This is a genomic window from Arthrobacter sp. MDT2-3 (assembly GCF_059090465.1).
On sequence record NZ_JBNHFS010000004.1, the window covers coordinates 126345 to 140584 of the forward strand.

The 14240-nt window shown below is 64.2% G+C and carries 17 protein-coding genes and 2 riboswitches; of the genes, 4 read left to right on the plus strand and 13 right to left on the minus strand.

Annotated features, from left to right (window positions below; genetic code table 11):
• Positions 1–4: 4 nt before the first annotated feature.
• Entirely contained in the window at positions 5–2869 is a 2865-nt protein-coding gene (gene gcvP / locus AC5RUQ_RS13345; RefSeq protein ID WP_493947820.1) for an aminomethyl-transferring glycine dehydrogenase, read from the minus strand.
• Positions 2870–2921: 52 nt separating this feature from the next.
• A riboswitch (glycine riboswitch) is annotated at positions 2922–3029 on the minus strand.
• A gap of 1 nt (position 3030) precedes the next feature.
• A riboswitch (glycine riboswitch) is annotated at positions 3031–3128 on the minus strand.
• A 148-nt stretch (positions 3129–3276) separates the two neighbouring features.
• Here gcvP and AC5RUQ_RS13350 point away from each other — a divergent pair.
• A complete protein-coding gene (locus AC5RUQ_RS13350; protein ID WP_493947821.1) occupies positions 3277–3633 on the plus strand; it encodes a hypothetical protein in 357 nt (118 codons plus the stop codon).
• A 16-nt stretch (positions 3634–3649) separates the two neighbouring features.
• On the opposite strand, the gene AC5RUQ_RS13355 is transcribed toward AC5RUQ_RS13350, so the two are convergent.
• On the minus strand, positions 3650–3961 hold the full coding sequence (locus AC5RUQ_RS13355; protein WP_493947822.1) for a hypothetical protein: 312 nt from the start codon (positions 3959–3961) through the stop codon (positions 3650–3652).
• Positions 3962–4040: 79 nt separating this feature from the next.
• Here AC5RUQ_RS13355 and AC5RUQ_RS13360 point away from each other — a divergent pair, with 79 nt between their 5' ends.
• Together AC5RUQ_RS13360 and AC5RUQ_RS13365 are read left to right on the plus strand one after the other, a co-directional pair.
• A complete protein-coding gene (locus tag AC5RUQ_RS13360) occupies positions 4041–4400 on the plus strand; it encodes a VOC family protein (protein ID WP_493947823.1) in 360 nt (119 codons plus the stop codon).
• A gap of 138 nt (positions 4401–4538) precedes the next feature.
• Positions 4539–4823: a DUF427 domain-containing protein gene (locus AC5RUQ_RS13365; protein WP_256247098.1), complete on the plus strand. Its 285-nt coding sequence runs from the start codon at positions 4539–4541 to the stop codon at positions 4821–4823.
• Between the two features lie 91 nt (positions 4824–4914).
• Here the strand turns inward: AC5RUQ_RS13365 and AC5RUQ_RS13370 are convergent, their stop codons facing one another.
• The 3 genes from AC5RUQ_RS13370 to AC5RUQ_RS13380 all read right to left on the minus strand — a co-directional run bounded on the left by AC5RUQ_RS13370 (position 4915) and on the right by AC5RUQ_RS13380 (position 6617).
• Positions 4915–5259, minus strand: coding sequence for a hypothetical protein (locus AC5RUQ_RS13370; protein ID WP_493947824.1), 345 nt, complete (start codon positions 5257–5259; stop codon positions 4915–4917).
• Between the two features lie 104 nt (positions 5260–5363).
• Positions 5364–5507: a hypothetical protein gene (locus tag AC5RUQ_RS13375; RefSeq protein WP_493948151.1), complete on the minus strand. Its 144-nt coding sequence runs from the start codon at positions 5505–5507 to the stop codon at positions 5364–5366.
• A gap of 339 nt (positions 5508–5846) precedes the next feature.
• Positions 5847–6617 (minus strand): GOLPH3/VPS74 family protein, encoded by a 771-nt coding sequence (locus AC5RUQ_RS13380; protein ID WP_493947825.1) that lies wholly within the window; start codon positions 6615–6617, stop codon positions 5847–5849.
• 259 nt (positions 6618–6876) lie between these two features.
• Here AC5RUQ_RS13380 and AC5RUQ_RS13385 point away from each other — a divergent pair, with 259 nt between their 5' ends.
• Positions 6877–7194 (plus strand): hypothetical protein, encoded by a 318-nt coding sequence (locus AC5RUQ_RS13385; RefSeq protein ID WP_493947826.1) that lies wholly within the window; start codon positions 6877–6879, stop codon positions 7192–7194.
• 79 nt (positions 7195–7273) lie between these two features.
• On the opposite strand, the gene AC5RUQ_RS13390 is transcribed toward AC5RUQ_RS13385, so the two are convergent.
• The 8 genes from AC5RUQ_RS13390 to AC5RUQ_RS13425 all read right to left on the minus strand — a co-directional run bounded on the left by AC5RUQ_RS13390 (position 7274) and on the right by AC5RUQ_RS13425 (position 14208).
• Positions 7274–8305, minus strand: coding sequence for a hypothetical protein (locus AC5RUQ_RS13390; RefSeq protein WP_493947827.1), 1032 nt, complete (start codon positions 8303–8305; stop codon positions 7274–7276).
• A gap of 29 nt (positions 8306–8334) precedes the next feature.
• The gene (locus AC5RUQ_RS13395; RefSeq protein ID WP_493947828.1) at positions 8335–9195 is read right to left on the minus strand and encodes a phosphatidylinositol-specific phospholipase C/glycerophosphodiester phosphodiesterase family protein; all 861 of its coding nucleotides are present in this window, start codon (positions 9193–9195) and stop codon (positions 8335–8337) included.
• 260 nt (positions 9196–9455) lie between these two features.
• A complete protein-coding gene (locus AC5RUQ_RS13400; protein WP_493947829.1) occupies positions 9456–9902 on the minus strand; it encodes an SRPBCC family protein in 447 nt (148 codons plus the stop codon).
• Positions 9903–10098: 196 nt separating this feature from the next.
• On the minus strand, positions 10099–11082 hold the full coding sequence (locus AC5RUQ_RS13405; protein WP_493947830.1) for a cyclase family protein: 984 nt from the start codon (positions 11080–11082) through the stop codon (positions 10099–10101).
• A complete protein-coding gene (locus tag AC5RUQ_RS13410; protein ID WP_493947831.1) occupies positions 11079–11333 on the minus strand; it encodes a hypothetical protein in 255 nt (84 codons plus the stop codon). The genes AC5RUQ_RS13405 and AC5RUQ_RS13410 overlap by 4 nt, the downstream gene beginning before the upstream one ends.
• Positions 11334–11344: 11 nt before the next feature.
• A complete protein-coding gene (locus AC5RUQ_RS13415; protein WP_493947832.1) occupies positions 11345–12682 on the minus strand; it encodes a TRAP transporter large permease subunit in 1338 nt (445 codons plus the stop codon).
• A 79-nt stretch (positions 12683–12761) separates the two neighbouring features.
• Entirely contained in the window at positions 12762–13541 is a 780-nt protein-coding gene (locus AC5RUQ_RS13420) for an NAD(P)-dependent oxidoreductase (protein WP_493947833.1), read from the minus strand.
• A gap of 37 nt (positions 13542–13578) precedes the next feature.
• On the minus strand, positions 13579–14208 hold the full coding sequence (locus AC5RUQ_RS13425; protein ID WP_493947834.1) for an RraA family protein: 630 nt from the start codon (positions 14206–14208) through the stop codon (positions 13579–13581).
• Between the last annotated feature and the right edge of the window lie 32 nt (positions 14209–14240).

Here is a 14240-nt window from a genome sequence, read left to right on the forward strand (position 1 = left end):
GTCCTTAGTTCTCAAATTCGGAAAGCGGCGGGCAGGAGCACACCAGGTTGCGGTCACCTGCCGCACCGTCGATGCGGCCCACCGGCGGGAAGTACTTGTCCTGCCGGAGCGAGGCCACCGGGAAGGCTGCCTGCTCACGCGGGTAGGAACGGTTCCATTCAGAGGTGACGACGGCGGCTGCCGTGTGGGGTGCGTTGCGCAGCGGTGACTTCTCCACCGGGAAGTCGCCGTTGGCCACCTGGTCGATTTCCTGGCGGATGGAGATCATAGCCTCGATGAAGCGGTCGATCTCCGCAAGGTCCTCGGACTCGGTGGGCTCCACCATCAGCGTGCCCGCCACCGGGAAGGACAGCGTGGGGGCGTGGAAGCCGAAGTCGATAAGGCGCTTGGCCACATCCTCAGCGGTGACGCCGGTCCTGGCCGTTAGGTCCCGCAGGTCAAGGATGCACTCGTGCGCCACCAGGCCGCTCTCCCCCGTGTAAAGAACCGGGAAGTGCTCGTCGAGCCGCGCGGCAATGTAGTTCGCTGCGAGCAGGGCGGACTTGGTGGCCTCGGTGAGCCCCTGCCCGCCCATCAGCTTCACGTACGCCCAGGAAATCGGCAGCACGCCGGCCGAACCGAAGCGCGAAGCAGAAATCGCAACCCCGTGCCCGTCTTCGTGGGCTGCTTTGTTGGCGTCGCCCGGCATAAACGGTGCGAGGTGCGCCTTGGCAGCAACAGGTCCGACGCCGGGTCCGCCGCCGCCGTGCGGGATGCAGAACGTCTTGTGCAGGTTCAGGTGCGACACGTCGCCACCGAACTTGCCCGGCTGCGCCAGCCCGACGAGGGCGTTCAGGTTGGCACCGTCCACATACACCTGGCCGCCGGCGGCGTGGATGGCATCGCACACCTCGCGCACGTCCGAGTCATACACCCCGTGCGTTGACGGGTAGGTGATCATGATCGCGGAGAGGACGTCCTTGTGGGCCTCAATCTTAGCTGCGAGGTCGGTGTGGTCGATGGTGCCGTCGGCGGCGGTGGCCACAACTACAACCTTCATCCCCGCGAGGACGGCGGAGGCGGCGTTGGTGCCATGCGCCGAAGCGGGAATGAGGCACACGTTGCGCTGCTGGTCCCCGCGCGAGTGGTGGTAGCCGCGGATCGCCAGCAAGCCGGCGAGCTCGCCCTGGGAACCGGCGTTGGGCTGGACGGACACCTGGTCGTAGCCCGTGATCTCCGCGAGATCAGCTTCCAGGCCGGCAATGAGCTCCCGCCAGCCTTCGGTCTGCGAATCCGGAGCAAACGGGTGGATCGAGGCGAACTCGGGCCAGGAAATGGCTTCCATCTCGGCCGTGGCGTTCAGCTTCATGGTGCAGGAACCCAACGGGATCATGGTGCGGTCCAGCGCCAGGTCCCGGTCGGAGAGGCGGCGGATGTAGCGCAGCAGCTGGGTCTCCGAACGGTGCGTGTTGAAGACCGGGTGCTGCAGGTACGTGGAGCTGCGCAGCACCGACTCGGGCAGCTCGTAACCCTCGCCGGACGCAACGGGACCGGCGCCAAAGGCGACGGCAACCGAGGAGAGAACCTCCGGCGTCGTGGTTTCATCGACTGACACGCCAACTGTGTCCGCATCGATGAGGCGCAGGTTGATGCCGTGTGCTTCGGCGGCGGTGATCACCTTCGCTGCCTTGCCGGGCACGCGGACGGTGAGGGTGTCGAAGAAGGTGTCGGACACCAGATCGCGTCCGGCGGTCTTCAGCGTGGTGGCCAGGGCGCGGGCGTTGTGGTGGACGGTTTCGGCAATCGCCTTCAGTCCGTCGGGGCCGTGATAGACGGCGTAGAAGGACGAGACGATAGCGAGCAGTGCCTGCGCGGTGCAGATGTTGGAGGTGGCCTTCTCGCGGCGGATGTGCTGCTCGCGGGTCTGCAGGGCCAGGCGGTAGGCGGGGACACCGGCGTCGTCCTTGGAAACACCCACGATCCGGCCGGGGAGGGTGCGCTCCATGCCCTGGCGGACAGCCATGTAGGCGGCGTGCGGTCCCCCAAAGAACAACGGCACGCCAAAGCGCTGGGTGGAGCCGACGGCGATGTCCGCGCCCTGCTCACCCGGCGGGGTGATGAGGGTGAGGGCCAGGAGGTCGGCGGCGACGGTGACCAGGGCGCCGCGGTCTTTGGCCTCGGCGATGACGGCGGACTGGTCCCACACGCGGCCGGAGACGCCGGGCTGCTGGAGAACAACACCGTTGATGTCGCCGTCGGGCAGTCCATTGGTGAGGTCGGCGATCTCCACCTCGAAGCCGAGGGCTTCGGCGCGGCCCAGCACGATGGCGATGGTCTGCGGGAGGAGGTCGGCGTCGAGGACGGTCTTGCCGTCCTTGGCGCCTGCGTTCTGGCCTTTGGCCCTATTCGCGCGGCGCATCAGCAGCACGGCTTCAGCGACGGCGGTGGCTTCGTCCAGGAGGGAGGCGTTGGCTACCGGGAGCGCGGTGAGGTCCTGCACCATGGTCTGGAAGTTCAGCAGTGCTTCGAGCCGGCCCTGGGAGATTTCCGGCTGGTACGGGGTGTAGGCGGTGTACCAGGCGGGGGCTTCGAGGATGTTGCGGCGGATCACCGGCGGGGTCACGGTGTCGTAGTAGCCCTGGCCGATCATCTGCACGGCCGTCTTGTTTTTGCCGGCAAGCTCGCGGAGCTCGGCGAGGACCTGGACTTCGCTGAGGGCACTCTCGAGGGTGAGGGGCTTGTCCTGGCGGATGGAATCGGGGACCGCGCTGTCCACGAGGCCATCGACGCTGTCGTAGCCGACGGCCTTGAGCATGGTGTCGATGTCGGACTGGCGGCGCGCGCCGATATGGCGGTCTGCGAAGGTGGTTGGGGACGATTGAACCGTCATGAGAGGAACTCCATAATTCAGGTGGTGCCGAAACACCACGTTGATTCGGGTTCCTCCCCGCTCTGTATTGAACCTGAGAGTTTTGCGTTGCTTTGCTGTTCAGCAGAGCGCCACTTGCACCGTCGGTGAGCCCGGTTGCCCGGACTGCTTTCCAGAGTTGCCTTGCCGCGGCGGTACGTGGGCCTGAGAGATTCCTGGGGAGGATTTGCTCCTACGGCGCCTGCAGAACGTACCGGCAGGACTCTCCCGCCGCAGATCATCAGCACGTGCCACTGGTGGGTGACACGGCTCACACCATACCGGGTTGCGGGGCTGGATGCAAAACGGGGGGCATTCTGGGGCGGGAGGAGGCTGACAAGTGGAAGGGACTACGGGATGATTAATAGCCCCTAAAGGCGGGATGAGCCATGATGACAAGCCACACTATTGCCGTCCACATCACGGTAGATGACCAGTCCCATCCCGCTGCGGTCTCCGAATTGCTCAGTGAGTTGTCGTCCCGCTTCAAAGAGGTCACACGTGCCGAATTCATGTTGGGCGGACAGCGCTGGGGCGGCGCCGAAACCCTGAATGTCCGCAAGGTGAAGACGGCCGCTGGTGTGGTGGCCGTATCCGCGCGCGACAGGAGGCATCTGGCGGCCCAACTGGAAGTCGCACTGGCCCACCGCGAAGCCGGCTATGACGATGCTGAAGTGGCTGCACTGTGGGATATCGCCAACAGCCTGGCGCGCACGCTCGGGATCAGCGGAGTGGACCGGCTGTAAAAGCTGCTTAGAGCAGCTACCGCTTCCTGGGGCCGGCTGTTGTGCCGATGCGGTACCCGGCCCAGAATGCCAGGACAAGCAAACCCGCGACGGCGATTGCCAGGCCTGCCTGCGTCCCTGGCGTAACGAACGCCAAGCCGTTTCCACTGAAGGGCTCGTTGCTCAGCGGCGCGTACGCGAACCAGCCAAAGCTGACATTCTGGCTGTTGCTCCACGCGACGAAGCACCCCACCAGCACCACGGCGAGGGCAGCTACCGGCAGCGCGGCTCCGAAGAAGCGGGCAGGTTTTGGCGTTTTCTGTGCGTCAGGTGTGTTGTTTTCCCCCATGCAGGCGAGTCTAGTGGTGCTGTTGATCGTTACCCCGCCGCCGGGGACAGACGGCGGGGGCTGTGGTTAGGCTGGGCGGATGTTGACCATTGGCAGCACCGTCCTTGGCGTCAATGACGTCGCCCGCGCCACAGCTTTTTGGCACGCCGCCCTGGGCTACGTTCCCCGTGAGCCCGGGGATGAGACCTGGGTGATCCTCGTGCCGGCGTCGGGACCGGGAGCGCAGTTGGCACTTATGCTGAGCGAGACGCCCGTGCAGGACCGCCCGCGCATCCACCTGGATTTGTATGCTGACGACCAGGCAGCAGAGGTGGAGCGGCTGATCTCGCTCGGCGCCCGGAGCGTCGACTGGGACCTGTATCCGGAGGACTCCGACTTCGTGGTGCTCGCCGACCCCGACGGGAACCGTTTCTGCGTCATCGACCAAGGCCCGCGGTAGCGCCGCCATCGAACTTTACGCCGGTGATTCAGATCGGGGCGCTGGAACCCGCCCTCCGGGAACAAGTGCGCACACTATGCCGTTGGGATACCTACGAGCGGCATTCGCATGCGGCGGCACCCAACAGAATGGAACCACATGGTCAGGGCTATCTGGAACGGAAAAGTCATCGCCGAATCCACGGACACCGTGGTGGTGGAGGGCAACCATTACTTCCCGCGCGATGCAGTGAATGCTGGCTACCTCCGGGACAGTGACCTTTATTCGGTCTGCCCCTGGAAGGGCAAAGCCAGCTACCACTCTCTGGAAGTGGACGGAAAGCTGAACGTGGACGCGGCCTGGTACTACCCGGAGCCGAAGGCACGCGCCAAGCAGATCGAGGACCGCATCGCGTTCTGGCGCGGCGTAACCATCGAGGCGTAGCAGCGGAAAGCAACGGGCGACGGCGGGACTTCCCGCCGCCGCCCGTTGCTTCTTGCCAGGGCCCACCATCGCGCCCTGTACAGCGCTTTGGCTAAGCGGCCAGCGGCATATCGAACAGTTGCTCGGCGAGCCGGATGAGGTGGCGGGGAGCGTCGGTCTCTTCGATGGGGTTTGTGTGGCCAAGGAACATGGCGGTTCCGTGGATGGTTTCTTCGAGATCGATTCCTGCTTCACGAATGAGGACTTCGGCGCGGACGTTCTCGGTGTACCTGATGCCCTCGCTATCCAGGTAGACGTGCCAGTCGGTGCCGGCGATGCGGCCTACCTCCCCTGCGGCTACCCGCTGAAGTGCTGTCAGGTCCAGCTCCACTGGCCTGATGTGGACCGGATGGACCAGGCGGGCAGGGACCACTAAGGCGTTAACGGAAGTGTTCATGGTGGTGTCCTTGTAGCTGAAAAACGGAGGTTAGGCGCCGATGGCGGAATGGCGCGGGCAGCCGAGTGGGCTAGGAGTCCCGTTTCGGCTGCCCGCTGGCCTGTTTAGCGCTGGTTTTTGCGCGGCTTTATGAAGTTGATTTCGCTGTTTTCACTTTTGGCTCTTTTGTCGGCTCTTTTTTCGAGGATCGACTTGCCGGCTTTTTTAGCGGCGCCGCTTTTCGGGGATTTTCCGGACATCGGAATCACGCCTTTCTATGCTTTGCGTTACCCGATACCATACCTACTTTTATTTTTTATGCCAGTCCTCGAAAAACCTGGTCCAGCGGCGATCTAAGCGCCGCAGCGCTCGGTGAGCCGTGTGACCAGCACGGTTAGCTCCTTTTCCGTTTCATGACAGAAGAGCTTTTGTTCGTCTTTTTCTGTCAACGTCGCAATCAAAGCCGGAAATGCACTGAATTTGCGTCGTCGCTTTCTGCTGCAGCCTAAAAATCACGACACCAAAGCCGCTTTACTACGTTTGGTCCTATCCTGGCGAGGTAGGTAGAACGGAGCCCCGGGACCATCATCGGCCAGAGTTCCGTGGGATCAAAGATTTGCCGCTTCTTCCTCAGCCAGCCTGACCATGCGAAGCTCGTCCTCGACCGCGCGCGACGGCCAATAGTCTTTCGACAGCTCACTTGCCCGGATTCTGTCTGCCTCCGGGAAGAGCTTCGGGAGCAGTCCGGACGCCTGAAGCAGTGCGATCAGCACGATGGTCCTGGCATCGGGTGCCTTGGGAACGGGCTTGGCGCCGGGCGGGTTGGGGCCAGGCTCCCCGGACGCGGTTGCCCCGCCATCCGTGGTCCCCGCACCAGGTGCCCCGTCTCCGGTTGGCGTGGTATCCGGCACCTCGAGGCTGGACGGCGCACTGAGCGCGGCCTGGATTTTTTTCAGCAGCGCCTCCTCCGGAGCGTGGTCCTTCTCCGGGTACCGCACGGCCCGGAAGTGGCCCAAGTGCTTTTCACCCACGTGTTCCACGATGCCGAGTGACACCAGCCCGTCGTAAACGCGCAGCACTTCGGCGCGGCTTTCCAGCACCGACACCCACCACTTGGGAGTGTGGGGCCGGGATTTGCTGCGGATGAGTTCAAGCTCGTGCTGGTAGTCCGTTACCGGGGCGGTGCCCGTGGCCTTGACGTGCTTCCCCTGCAGCTCGATTGCGCCGAGCAGGTCCAGCTCGGCCAGTATTGCCCCTGCCACCGTTGTCCTAAGCGCGAACAGCGGCACTTCAGGTTTGCCGTTCTGGTCATTTGTGGCCAAAAGCAGGAAAGCTTGGGGAAGGCTCAGGTCCACAGTTTTAGGTGTTTCAGCATCCATAGCATCATGGTGGACCAGTTGGGCAGCCACCACAATGAGGACTTATGCCCACGACGCCGGGCCTCCCGCCGTCGTGCCAATTATGGCCATACGCGGCCCGTGTAAGGTCCCCAGCCCCGTTCTGTTGTAGAAGTCCAGGGTGACGCAGGGTGAGGAGCCGCCGTTTCCCCCCGCGGAAGTTGGGTATGCCCGGGCGCCTTGACCATCAGCGGGCATAAGCTGGTACCACCAGTTCCCTTCCAGCACCCGGGAGGTCATCGTGGACGCTGAAACCGCCGATGTGGTGGGCCATGATGTCACCACCATCACCTGCGTCTGCGGCAACACTGTCAGCCAGGACGGATTGATACAGGCGAACTCAGAGGGCATGCCTGTTTATGCCGAATCCCCTGTACCCGAAGGGCTGGCGCCGTGGCCGGCGGACGAGGACCTCTACACGCTGTGCCCTCGGTGCGGCCGCGTGTACCGCGACGCCGTTATCGAGGAGACAGGCACAGCGCCCGTCGCTTTCCGGGTGGACGTCACCACCGGCCCCATCGCAGAAGCAATCCAAGTCCACTGGGACCTCAGCCCATAGAACCAAGCGACGAGACCCACAGCATAGGGAAGCGGACGACGCCGGGAGGCTCCCGGCGTCGTCCGCTTCCGTTTGGTGCCTACTGGCTGAAGGGGACCTTTTCCCAGCTCAGGACGCCAGCGTCGGAACTGTTGCCGGCCACCGAGAACCGGACGTAGTTGGTGGCGTTGGCGGAACCGTCCACGGTGATGCGCTGCAGGTCGTCCGCGGCGTGCTGGCCGTAAATATCCAGCCAGGGTGAGCCCGCGGCCAGGGGCTGGTTCTCGGCGAAGACGTGGCTGTCGCCGTTGATCAGGTAGACCGGGCGGTCGAAGCTGTTGGTCTCCTCGACGATGGCCTGCACGATCCCGCGGAACCCGGAGAGGATTTCCGGGTTGAGGGCGGCCGCGTTGAGCAGCGAAGGATCGAACATGTCGGCCTGCGTCATCAGCACCACGGCGCGGTCATTGCGGCGTTCGGCGTCCGCGAAGGTGTCACGGATCTGGTCCAGGACGGCCTCCGTCCGGTGCTCAACTTCGGCCAGCTGCTCGGGGGTGGCGGTAGTTTCACCCAACCCGCTCCACGGCTGCAGCGAGTTGTTGCTGCCCTGGATGTTCAGCACGGAGAAGGCCACCCGGTTCTGGTTGAAGCGGACGTTTTCGGGCAACCCAAGATTCTCCTGGCTCTTCACCGGCATGGTGGCGCCAAGAGTCTTGCCCGGCTCGTTGAAGAAGACTTCCCGCAGCTTGTCCAGCCGCTCCAGCGGGTTGTACGCGCCGTTGTTGGTGCGGTGGCAGTCCACCCACTCGTTGTCGCCCGGGGTGAAGACCAGCGGGTGTTCGAAGGTGTCGAACTGGGTGCGGATGTTGGCGAAGTACTCGTCCGAGCAGACCGAGGAGCCGTTTTTGATGTCGCCCACGTGGGTGACGAACTTCAGTTCCTTGTCGGCGTTGATGTCCTGGATGCGGGCAGGGAACTTGGCGATTTCGGCGTCGCCGTAGGGGATGTCGCCGATGACGCCGAAGGTGAAGGCATCGCTGGTGCTGTCGGCGGCGGTGGCGGGCTGGGACGCAAGGAGGCCGAGCGCCAGGACGGCGGCCGCCGTCGTAATTTTCAGGGTGTTTAAAGGCATGGGATGCTCCTGTTTCTGCTGGGAAGGGCTTAGGACGCGCGGGCGGTGAGGAACTGCTGCAGGCCGGCGAGGTCGTCGGTGTTGATGTGGTCCACACCGGAGTCGAAGAGCTCGTTCCACACCGCTTCGCGTGCGGCGCCGGGCATGTCCGGGGTGGCCCAGAAGCGGACGCGGTAGCCGTTGGCGTGGGCCTGGGCAACGTAGGCGTGCAGTTTGGCGCGCTCGGCCTCGGGCATCGGACCGACGCCTTGCCAGGTGAACAGTTTGGTCCAGTTGTCGCTGACCAGCGGCATCAGTTCGGCGGGCTTGCCGGAGGTGAGGTCGGCGGAGCGGCCGTCGTAGAAGCTGAACCGCTTCTCCTGCGCCTGCATTGTGGCGAGCGGACGGTTGCCGCTGATGACGGCAGTGACCGGGCCGGTCTTGGTGGTGCCGTTGGTGTAGCGGCTCATGATGTCGCGGTGTTCGGCCAATTCCTGCTCGATGGCGGCGTACGTGGCTTCGCCATCGCTCTTGATGTCGATCAGGAGCTGCAGGCTGCCGTCCCACTTCGGGTAGACGCTGTGGCCCTGCTGGCTGCGGACCAGGTCCTGCAGCGGGTCGAGGTAGAGGCTTTCGAGGGTGACTCCGGGCTGGACATCCTCCAGGTCGTGGGCCACCAGCAGCTCGCCGTCCACCAGCCAGACGTCCGCTTCGACGCTGGTGAAGCCGTGCTCCAGTGCGTCGAACAGGGGGCGGTCATGCTCATAGTCGTTGTGCGCATGCGCCTGGGCCAGCGGCTGGCCGACGACAACAGGCGCCGGCTGGGTTGCCTCAGCTTGGGCGGGTGCCGCGGCAGTTCCGGCCAGGGAGGCAAGGACGGCGACGGCGGCAAGGGTGCTTTTCACGAACACGGAGTACTCCTGGTACCTCGGGGATATCCGCCCGGGTGTGGGGTGTGCCGGGCAGAAAGGGGTGCGTGAAAAGAGTGCTTGCCGCGGGAGAACGGTTCGGGGCCAGCGGGTTGCTGGAGGGTGAACCCGACGTGACAGTGCGCGCCGCACGCAGGTCATAAAGAACGACGGCGGGAGGCATCCCGCCGTCGTCCGCTTTCTGTTTTGAGTCGTTGATTGCTCAGCCGGTCCCGGCATCTCCAGTCCGTCGGCCCGCTCTCCTAGACTTCGCCTCGCCAGCCACCGGTTTCGCTGCCGCGTGATTCGATGAAGTCCTTGAACTTCCGCATGTCGGCCTTCACCTGCATCTCGTCGATTTTCAGTGCCGCACCTGCTTTCTCAACGACGGTTTCGGGTGCCCATTCGAAATGGACTTTGACCTTCGTGTGATTGGCATCCAGCGGCGTGAACCTGATGATGCCCGCATGGGACTTGCCGTCGGTGCTGCGCCAGGCGATCCGGTCGTCAGGCTCCTGGTCAACTATTTCAGTATCGAATTCCCGCTGAACACCGCCCACCTTGGTAACCCAATGGTTGGTGGTGTCGGTCAGTTGGGTTACGGATTCCACACCGGACATGAACTGCGGAAAGGATTCGAACTGGGTCCACTGGTTGTACGCGGTCCGCACCGGTACAGCTACTTCCACAGTCTCTTCAACGTGTTCCATCTGCTTCCTCCTCATAACGGGCGGCAGCAACAGCGGACTGGCAGCATTTGCCTTCCTGCCAGTCAGGCAGCCGCCACATTTGCACGATAAGTCCGGCGGTTGGCAGTGTCCAGACCTTCGGAACTCCCAGGACACCGCGGTACGTGGCGGCAGGATGCCGGGGCCAGCCCGCGATGATCAGCTCACCAGCGCGGGATCACGTCAACGCGATGGCGTTCGCGGGTGAGCCCGTTCCGCCAGTGATGTTCAACGGTTTGATGCTGAGGAAGGCGTCCCAATTGCCGGTGCTTCGCATGTGCCGGGTGAGGGGGCCGAGCCGCCATAGTTCGCCAAGGGGCATACCGAGTTTGGCGAGGAGTTGCTGGTGCATCATTCCATGGTCGTTCGGTGCCGAGTTCCGGTAGGGGCTGCCCGGGACGGCTGGCAGGCATTCGAGGGCGAAATTGTCAGCAGCAAGGAGGGAAAGTTGGTGGTCCCATGCCCAGGCGACGAAGTCTTCGGACTGGGCAATGCCAGTGGCCCGGCGACTGTCCCGCGTCTGTTGTTTTCCGTCCGGCGACAGGGCCAGGAACCATTCGCACCAACCGGTGTGGAGCATCAAAATGTCCCCCGCCAGGAGACTGACTGACTGCTTCTTGAGTGCGGCCTCGATCAGATCCAGGCCCAGGGGCTCGCCCGCGGCATGGTTGATGGGGCGGCCCTGGCCACTGCGGTATCCCTCAAGATCCACCACCACTCCCCTGCCAACGATAGGGCTGTCCGCCCATTCCTGGATGCCGAGATCCGGCGTACCCTCCCGGATGCGGTCATCGGGGGTGTTGTTGTAGAAGCCGACGTCGTCGGCCCTTCGATGCCGCAGTCCGTCGATCTGGGTCGATCCCTGCAGGTAGTAACCGTCAAGGTAATCGTCCCGGTGGGCGGGGTGGGAGGAGTAGATGGTGTGCCGGGGAGCGCCGCGCTTGAGGGACATTCCGGGGTCGAAGGCATCCCCCGGATAGTCCAGACCAAACGCGGTGCCGGTTCGAATGCAGTTCCGGGCTTGCAGTATTGCGTCCGGTGTAATGAACGACGGCGTTCCGCGCGTTGGTTCCGGAAACAATCCCCAGGAGGTCCCCGCCAACACGCCCTCCCGCCGCATTAGCCCGGCGAATGAGGGATAGTTGCCGGCAAGGGAGGTCATCGTGCCCCTGCTTTCTGCGGCTGTTCCTGGTTCTGGTGGCGTTTGTAGCTGAGGAGGAACCCGGCGATGGCGCAGGTGGAGGCGGCGATACACATTGGCGTCTTGATGGTCTCGTTCAGCAGCGTCAGCCATGCGCCCTGCCCGGCGATCAGTGCAACGGCCTGGCCGGTCACGAACACGACCCCGCCTAGAAGGAGCACTGCCAGGGTGAGGACGAAGAGGACTTCAACGGCCCTTCGGATCTTATGCATGTGGTGTTCCTTTAGATCGGCAGGACGCCAAGGATGATCAGCACGCCGATGCCGAGCAGCGGCAGGGCGTAGTGGGTCAGCAGCCGGGCGAAGGTCTTGATGGGGTCCACGTCAGCGATCCCGCACGCCACATACAAGGGAGCACCTCCCGGCGGAACCGCCGCCTCACAGGAGGAGAAAACCAGGACGGCAACGGCTGCGGTGGTTGCCGGCACCCCCGCAGCGACAAGGGTTGCGACGCCGACCGTCCCGACGGCCGCCATCGTCGCCGTCGCGGAGAGCGGTGCTGCGACGGCGATGATGATCAGCCCAATCAGGATCGCCAGGAGCCACAGGGGCAGGTTCATCCCGTTCAGCAGCTCCGTCATTTGCTTCGGCAGCCCGGTTGCGGCGAGGGCGTTTGCTCCGGCGAAAGCGAAGACAACCGTGACGCCGACAATCCCGAACCGTGGTGCGGAATTCTGCAGCAGCGCCCACCACGCACGCCCCTCGCGGGGAAGCTTCTTCCTGCCTAGAAGAAAGCCGGTGATGATGAGGACCACCGGGATCCAGACGATGACGCTCACTGTCTTGGTGACATCTCCCCCGGTCCAGTCCGACAGGGCGTCAGCGATGGCGCCGGAAGTGATGACCAGCGGGATGGCTACCACGACGAACAGCAGCAGGGTGGCCCAGCCACGGTTGAACGCTGAACCGACAGAAGGCCTGTGGGCGGCGTCAAGCGGGGTCATTCCGCTCTTCCGGACCAGCAGCCAGGTGACGATCAGCCGGTGCAGGAAGCACCACAGACCGCCGAACAGCAGCGGCAGGACGAGCGCGTTGATGTCCAGCAGCGGACCCACTGTGGCGGACCCGACCAAAACGAACATCGACGCGCTGAACGGGAAGGTGATCCCCATTCCGGCGTTGCCGGCCACGAGCGTCGCTGCCGAGGGCTTGTCCAGCTTGGATTTTTCCATCCAGGGGATGGTCACTGACCCCACTGTCGCGGCGATGGCGGCCTGGTTGTGGACTACCCCGCCCAGGCCTGCTGATGCCACGGTGGATACCCATGCCGGTCCGCCTTTGACTCCCCCGATGAGAGAGTTCAGCAGGTCGATCAGCTTGTCGAGCACCCCGGTTTTGTCTAGCAGGTATCCCATAAAGACGAATGCCATGGTGGCATACACGATTTCGTCGGTGACGGCCGAAGACAGCGCCGTCCAGCCGATCTGGCCAGCCGCTGCACCCGTGAACGGGAGCACAACCAGGAACCCGAGGATCATCGCCTCCCCCACGCTGCGCTTGATGACGGTCGTCCACAGCAGGATGACGGTCAAGTAGGCCCCGAGTGCCCAGATGCCGATCATGCTGCTGCTCCTGACGGCGAAGTGCCGGTGGTGTGGTTAGTCAAAGGTTCCCTGTTCATGATTGTGCCCGGCACCGGGGTCAGCGCAAGGCCGATACTGTTGCCGCAGCCATGCGGCTGAGGGCGGCCGCGGAGGCAGTAGTCATTTCTGCAGGCACTCCGAGGTCGAAGAGGTAACTCGCGGTGTCCTGCATTTCCTTGGAGCGGCGGAGGGCATGCTTGACTGTACCGGTCAGGAAGCGGTCGATGACTGCCTGGCCGTCCCCGGCCAGCTGGCTAGCGATCTGGGCACGGATCCACTCTTCGAGTCCGGCTGCCTTACCGGCGTTGACGGCTTCGACGACCACTGAGGCCAGGCCCTTCATCAGGACGCTGCGCAGGAGTTTGTGGGCCATGGCTGCACCGGGCTCCCCTTCCGCGATTTCAACGTCCACACCAAGCGGGCCAAGCAGATCCACGACTGCCTGGGCACCGGGGCCGCTGACCATCAGGGGCGTCTTCTCACCCAGTGCGGATACCGGACCAAGAATGGCGACATCGGCAAAATCGGCCTTGCCGGGCAGCCGTCCGAGCTCCTGCATGACGCCGGGCGAGGACGAGGTGAAGTCCGCGTAGCAGCTGCCTGCCTCCAGGACCGGAAGGCATTCCTTGGCTACGCTTCGCGCCGCCGCAGCTCCTGTGAGGACCAGGACGATGTCAGCCCCTGTACAGGCCTCGGCCGCAGTTGCAGCACGGGTGACGCCGGCAGGCGTGGACGGGGCAACCGGATCGAACCCGGTGACCTCGTGGCCGGCGGCTGTAAGTGCCGCAGCATAGGTGGCGCCGGCTTCGCCGAGACCGATGATGGTTACCGCTGTCATGATGTCGCCTGTCTTTCTCGTATTAGTGGCGGGCTGCTTAGTGGCGGGCCGCGACGATGGCTTGCCGGCGGTTGGTCTCGTCGGCAAAAACGGCTTCCGCAGCTTCGGCTACAGCGGCTGCCTGTTCACGGGGAATGACCACGACGCCGTCCGAGTCGCCGATGATGACATCGCCCGGCAGAACGGGCACGCCGCCGAAGGCGAGCGGCGTTCCGAGGCGGAACGGGCCGTTCTTGTAAGGACCGGCGGGGGTAGTAGCCCGGGCGAAGACGGGCATGCCGATCTCCGCCAGCGCTTCGGCGTCGCGCGCTGCTCCGTCCAGTGCGAAACCTGCGATGCCGAGGTTGATGGCACGCTCACCAATGAGTTCTCCCAGAAGTGCGCGGGACTCATCCCCGCCGCCAGCGACAACGATGACGTCTCCGGGCCGGGCGGACTCAAGGGCCTTGTGGATGCCCTGGTTATCTCCGGGCCGTGTCCATACGGTGAAGGCGGGCCCGGCGAGGAGGGCACCGGGCCAGATGGCCTGGATTGAGGAATTTGCGACGCCGAGCCGGTCCATGGCGTCACCGATGTTGGCGGCGGGAAGCTTGGCGAGCCGTTCCACCACGTCCCTGTCGGGGCGGGGAAAGTCAGCGTCGAGGGTGTCAAGTGCTGGGGTTGTCATGATGGGTTCTTCCGTCAGGTCGATGCGGGAGG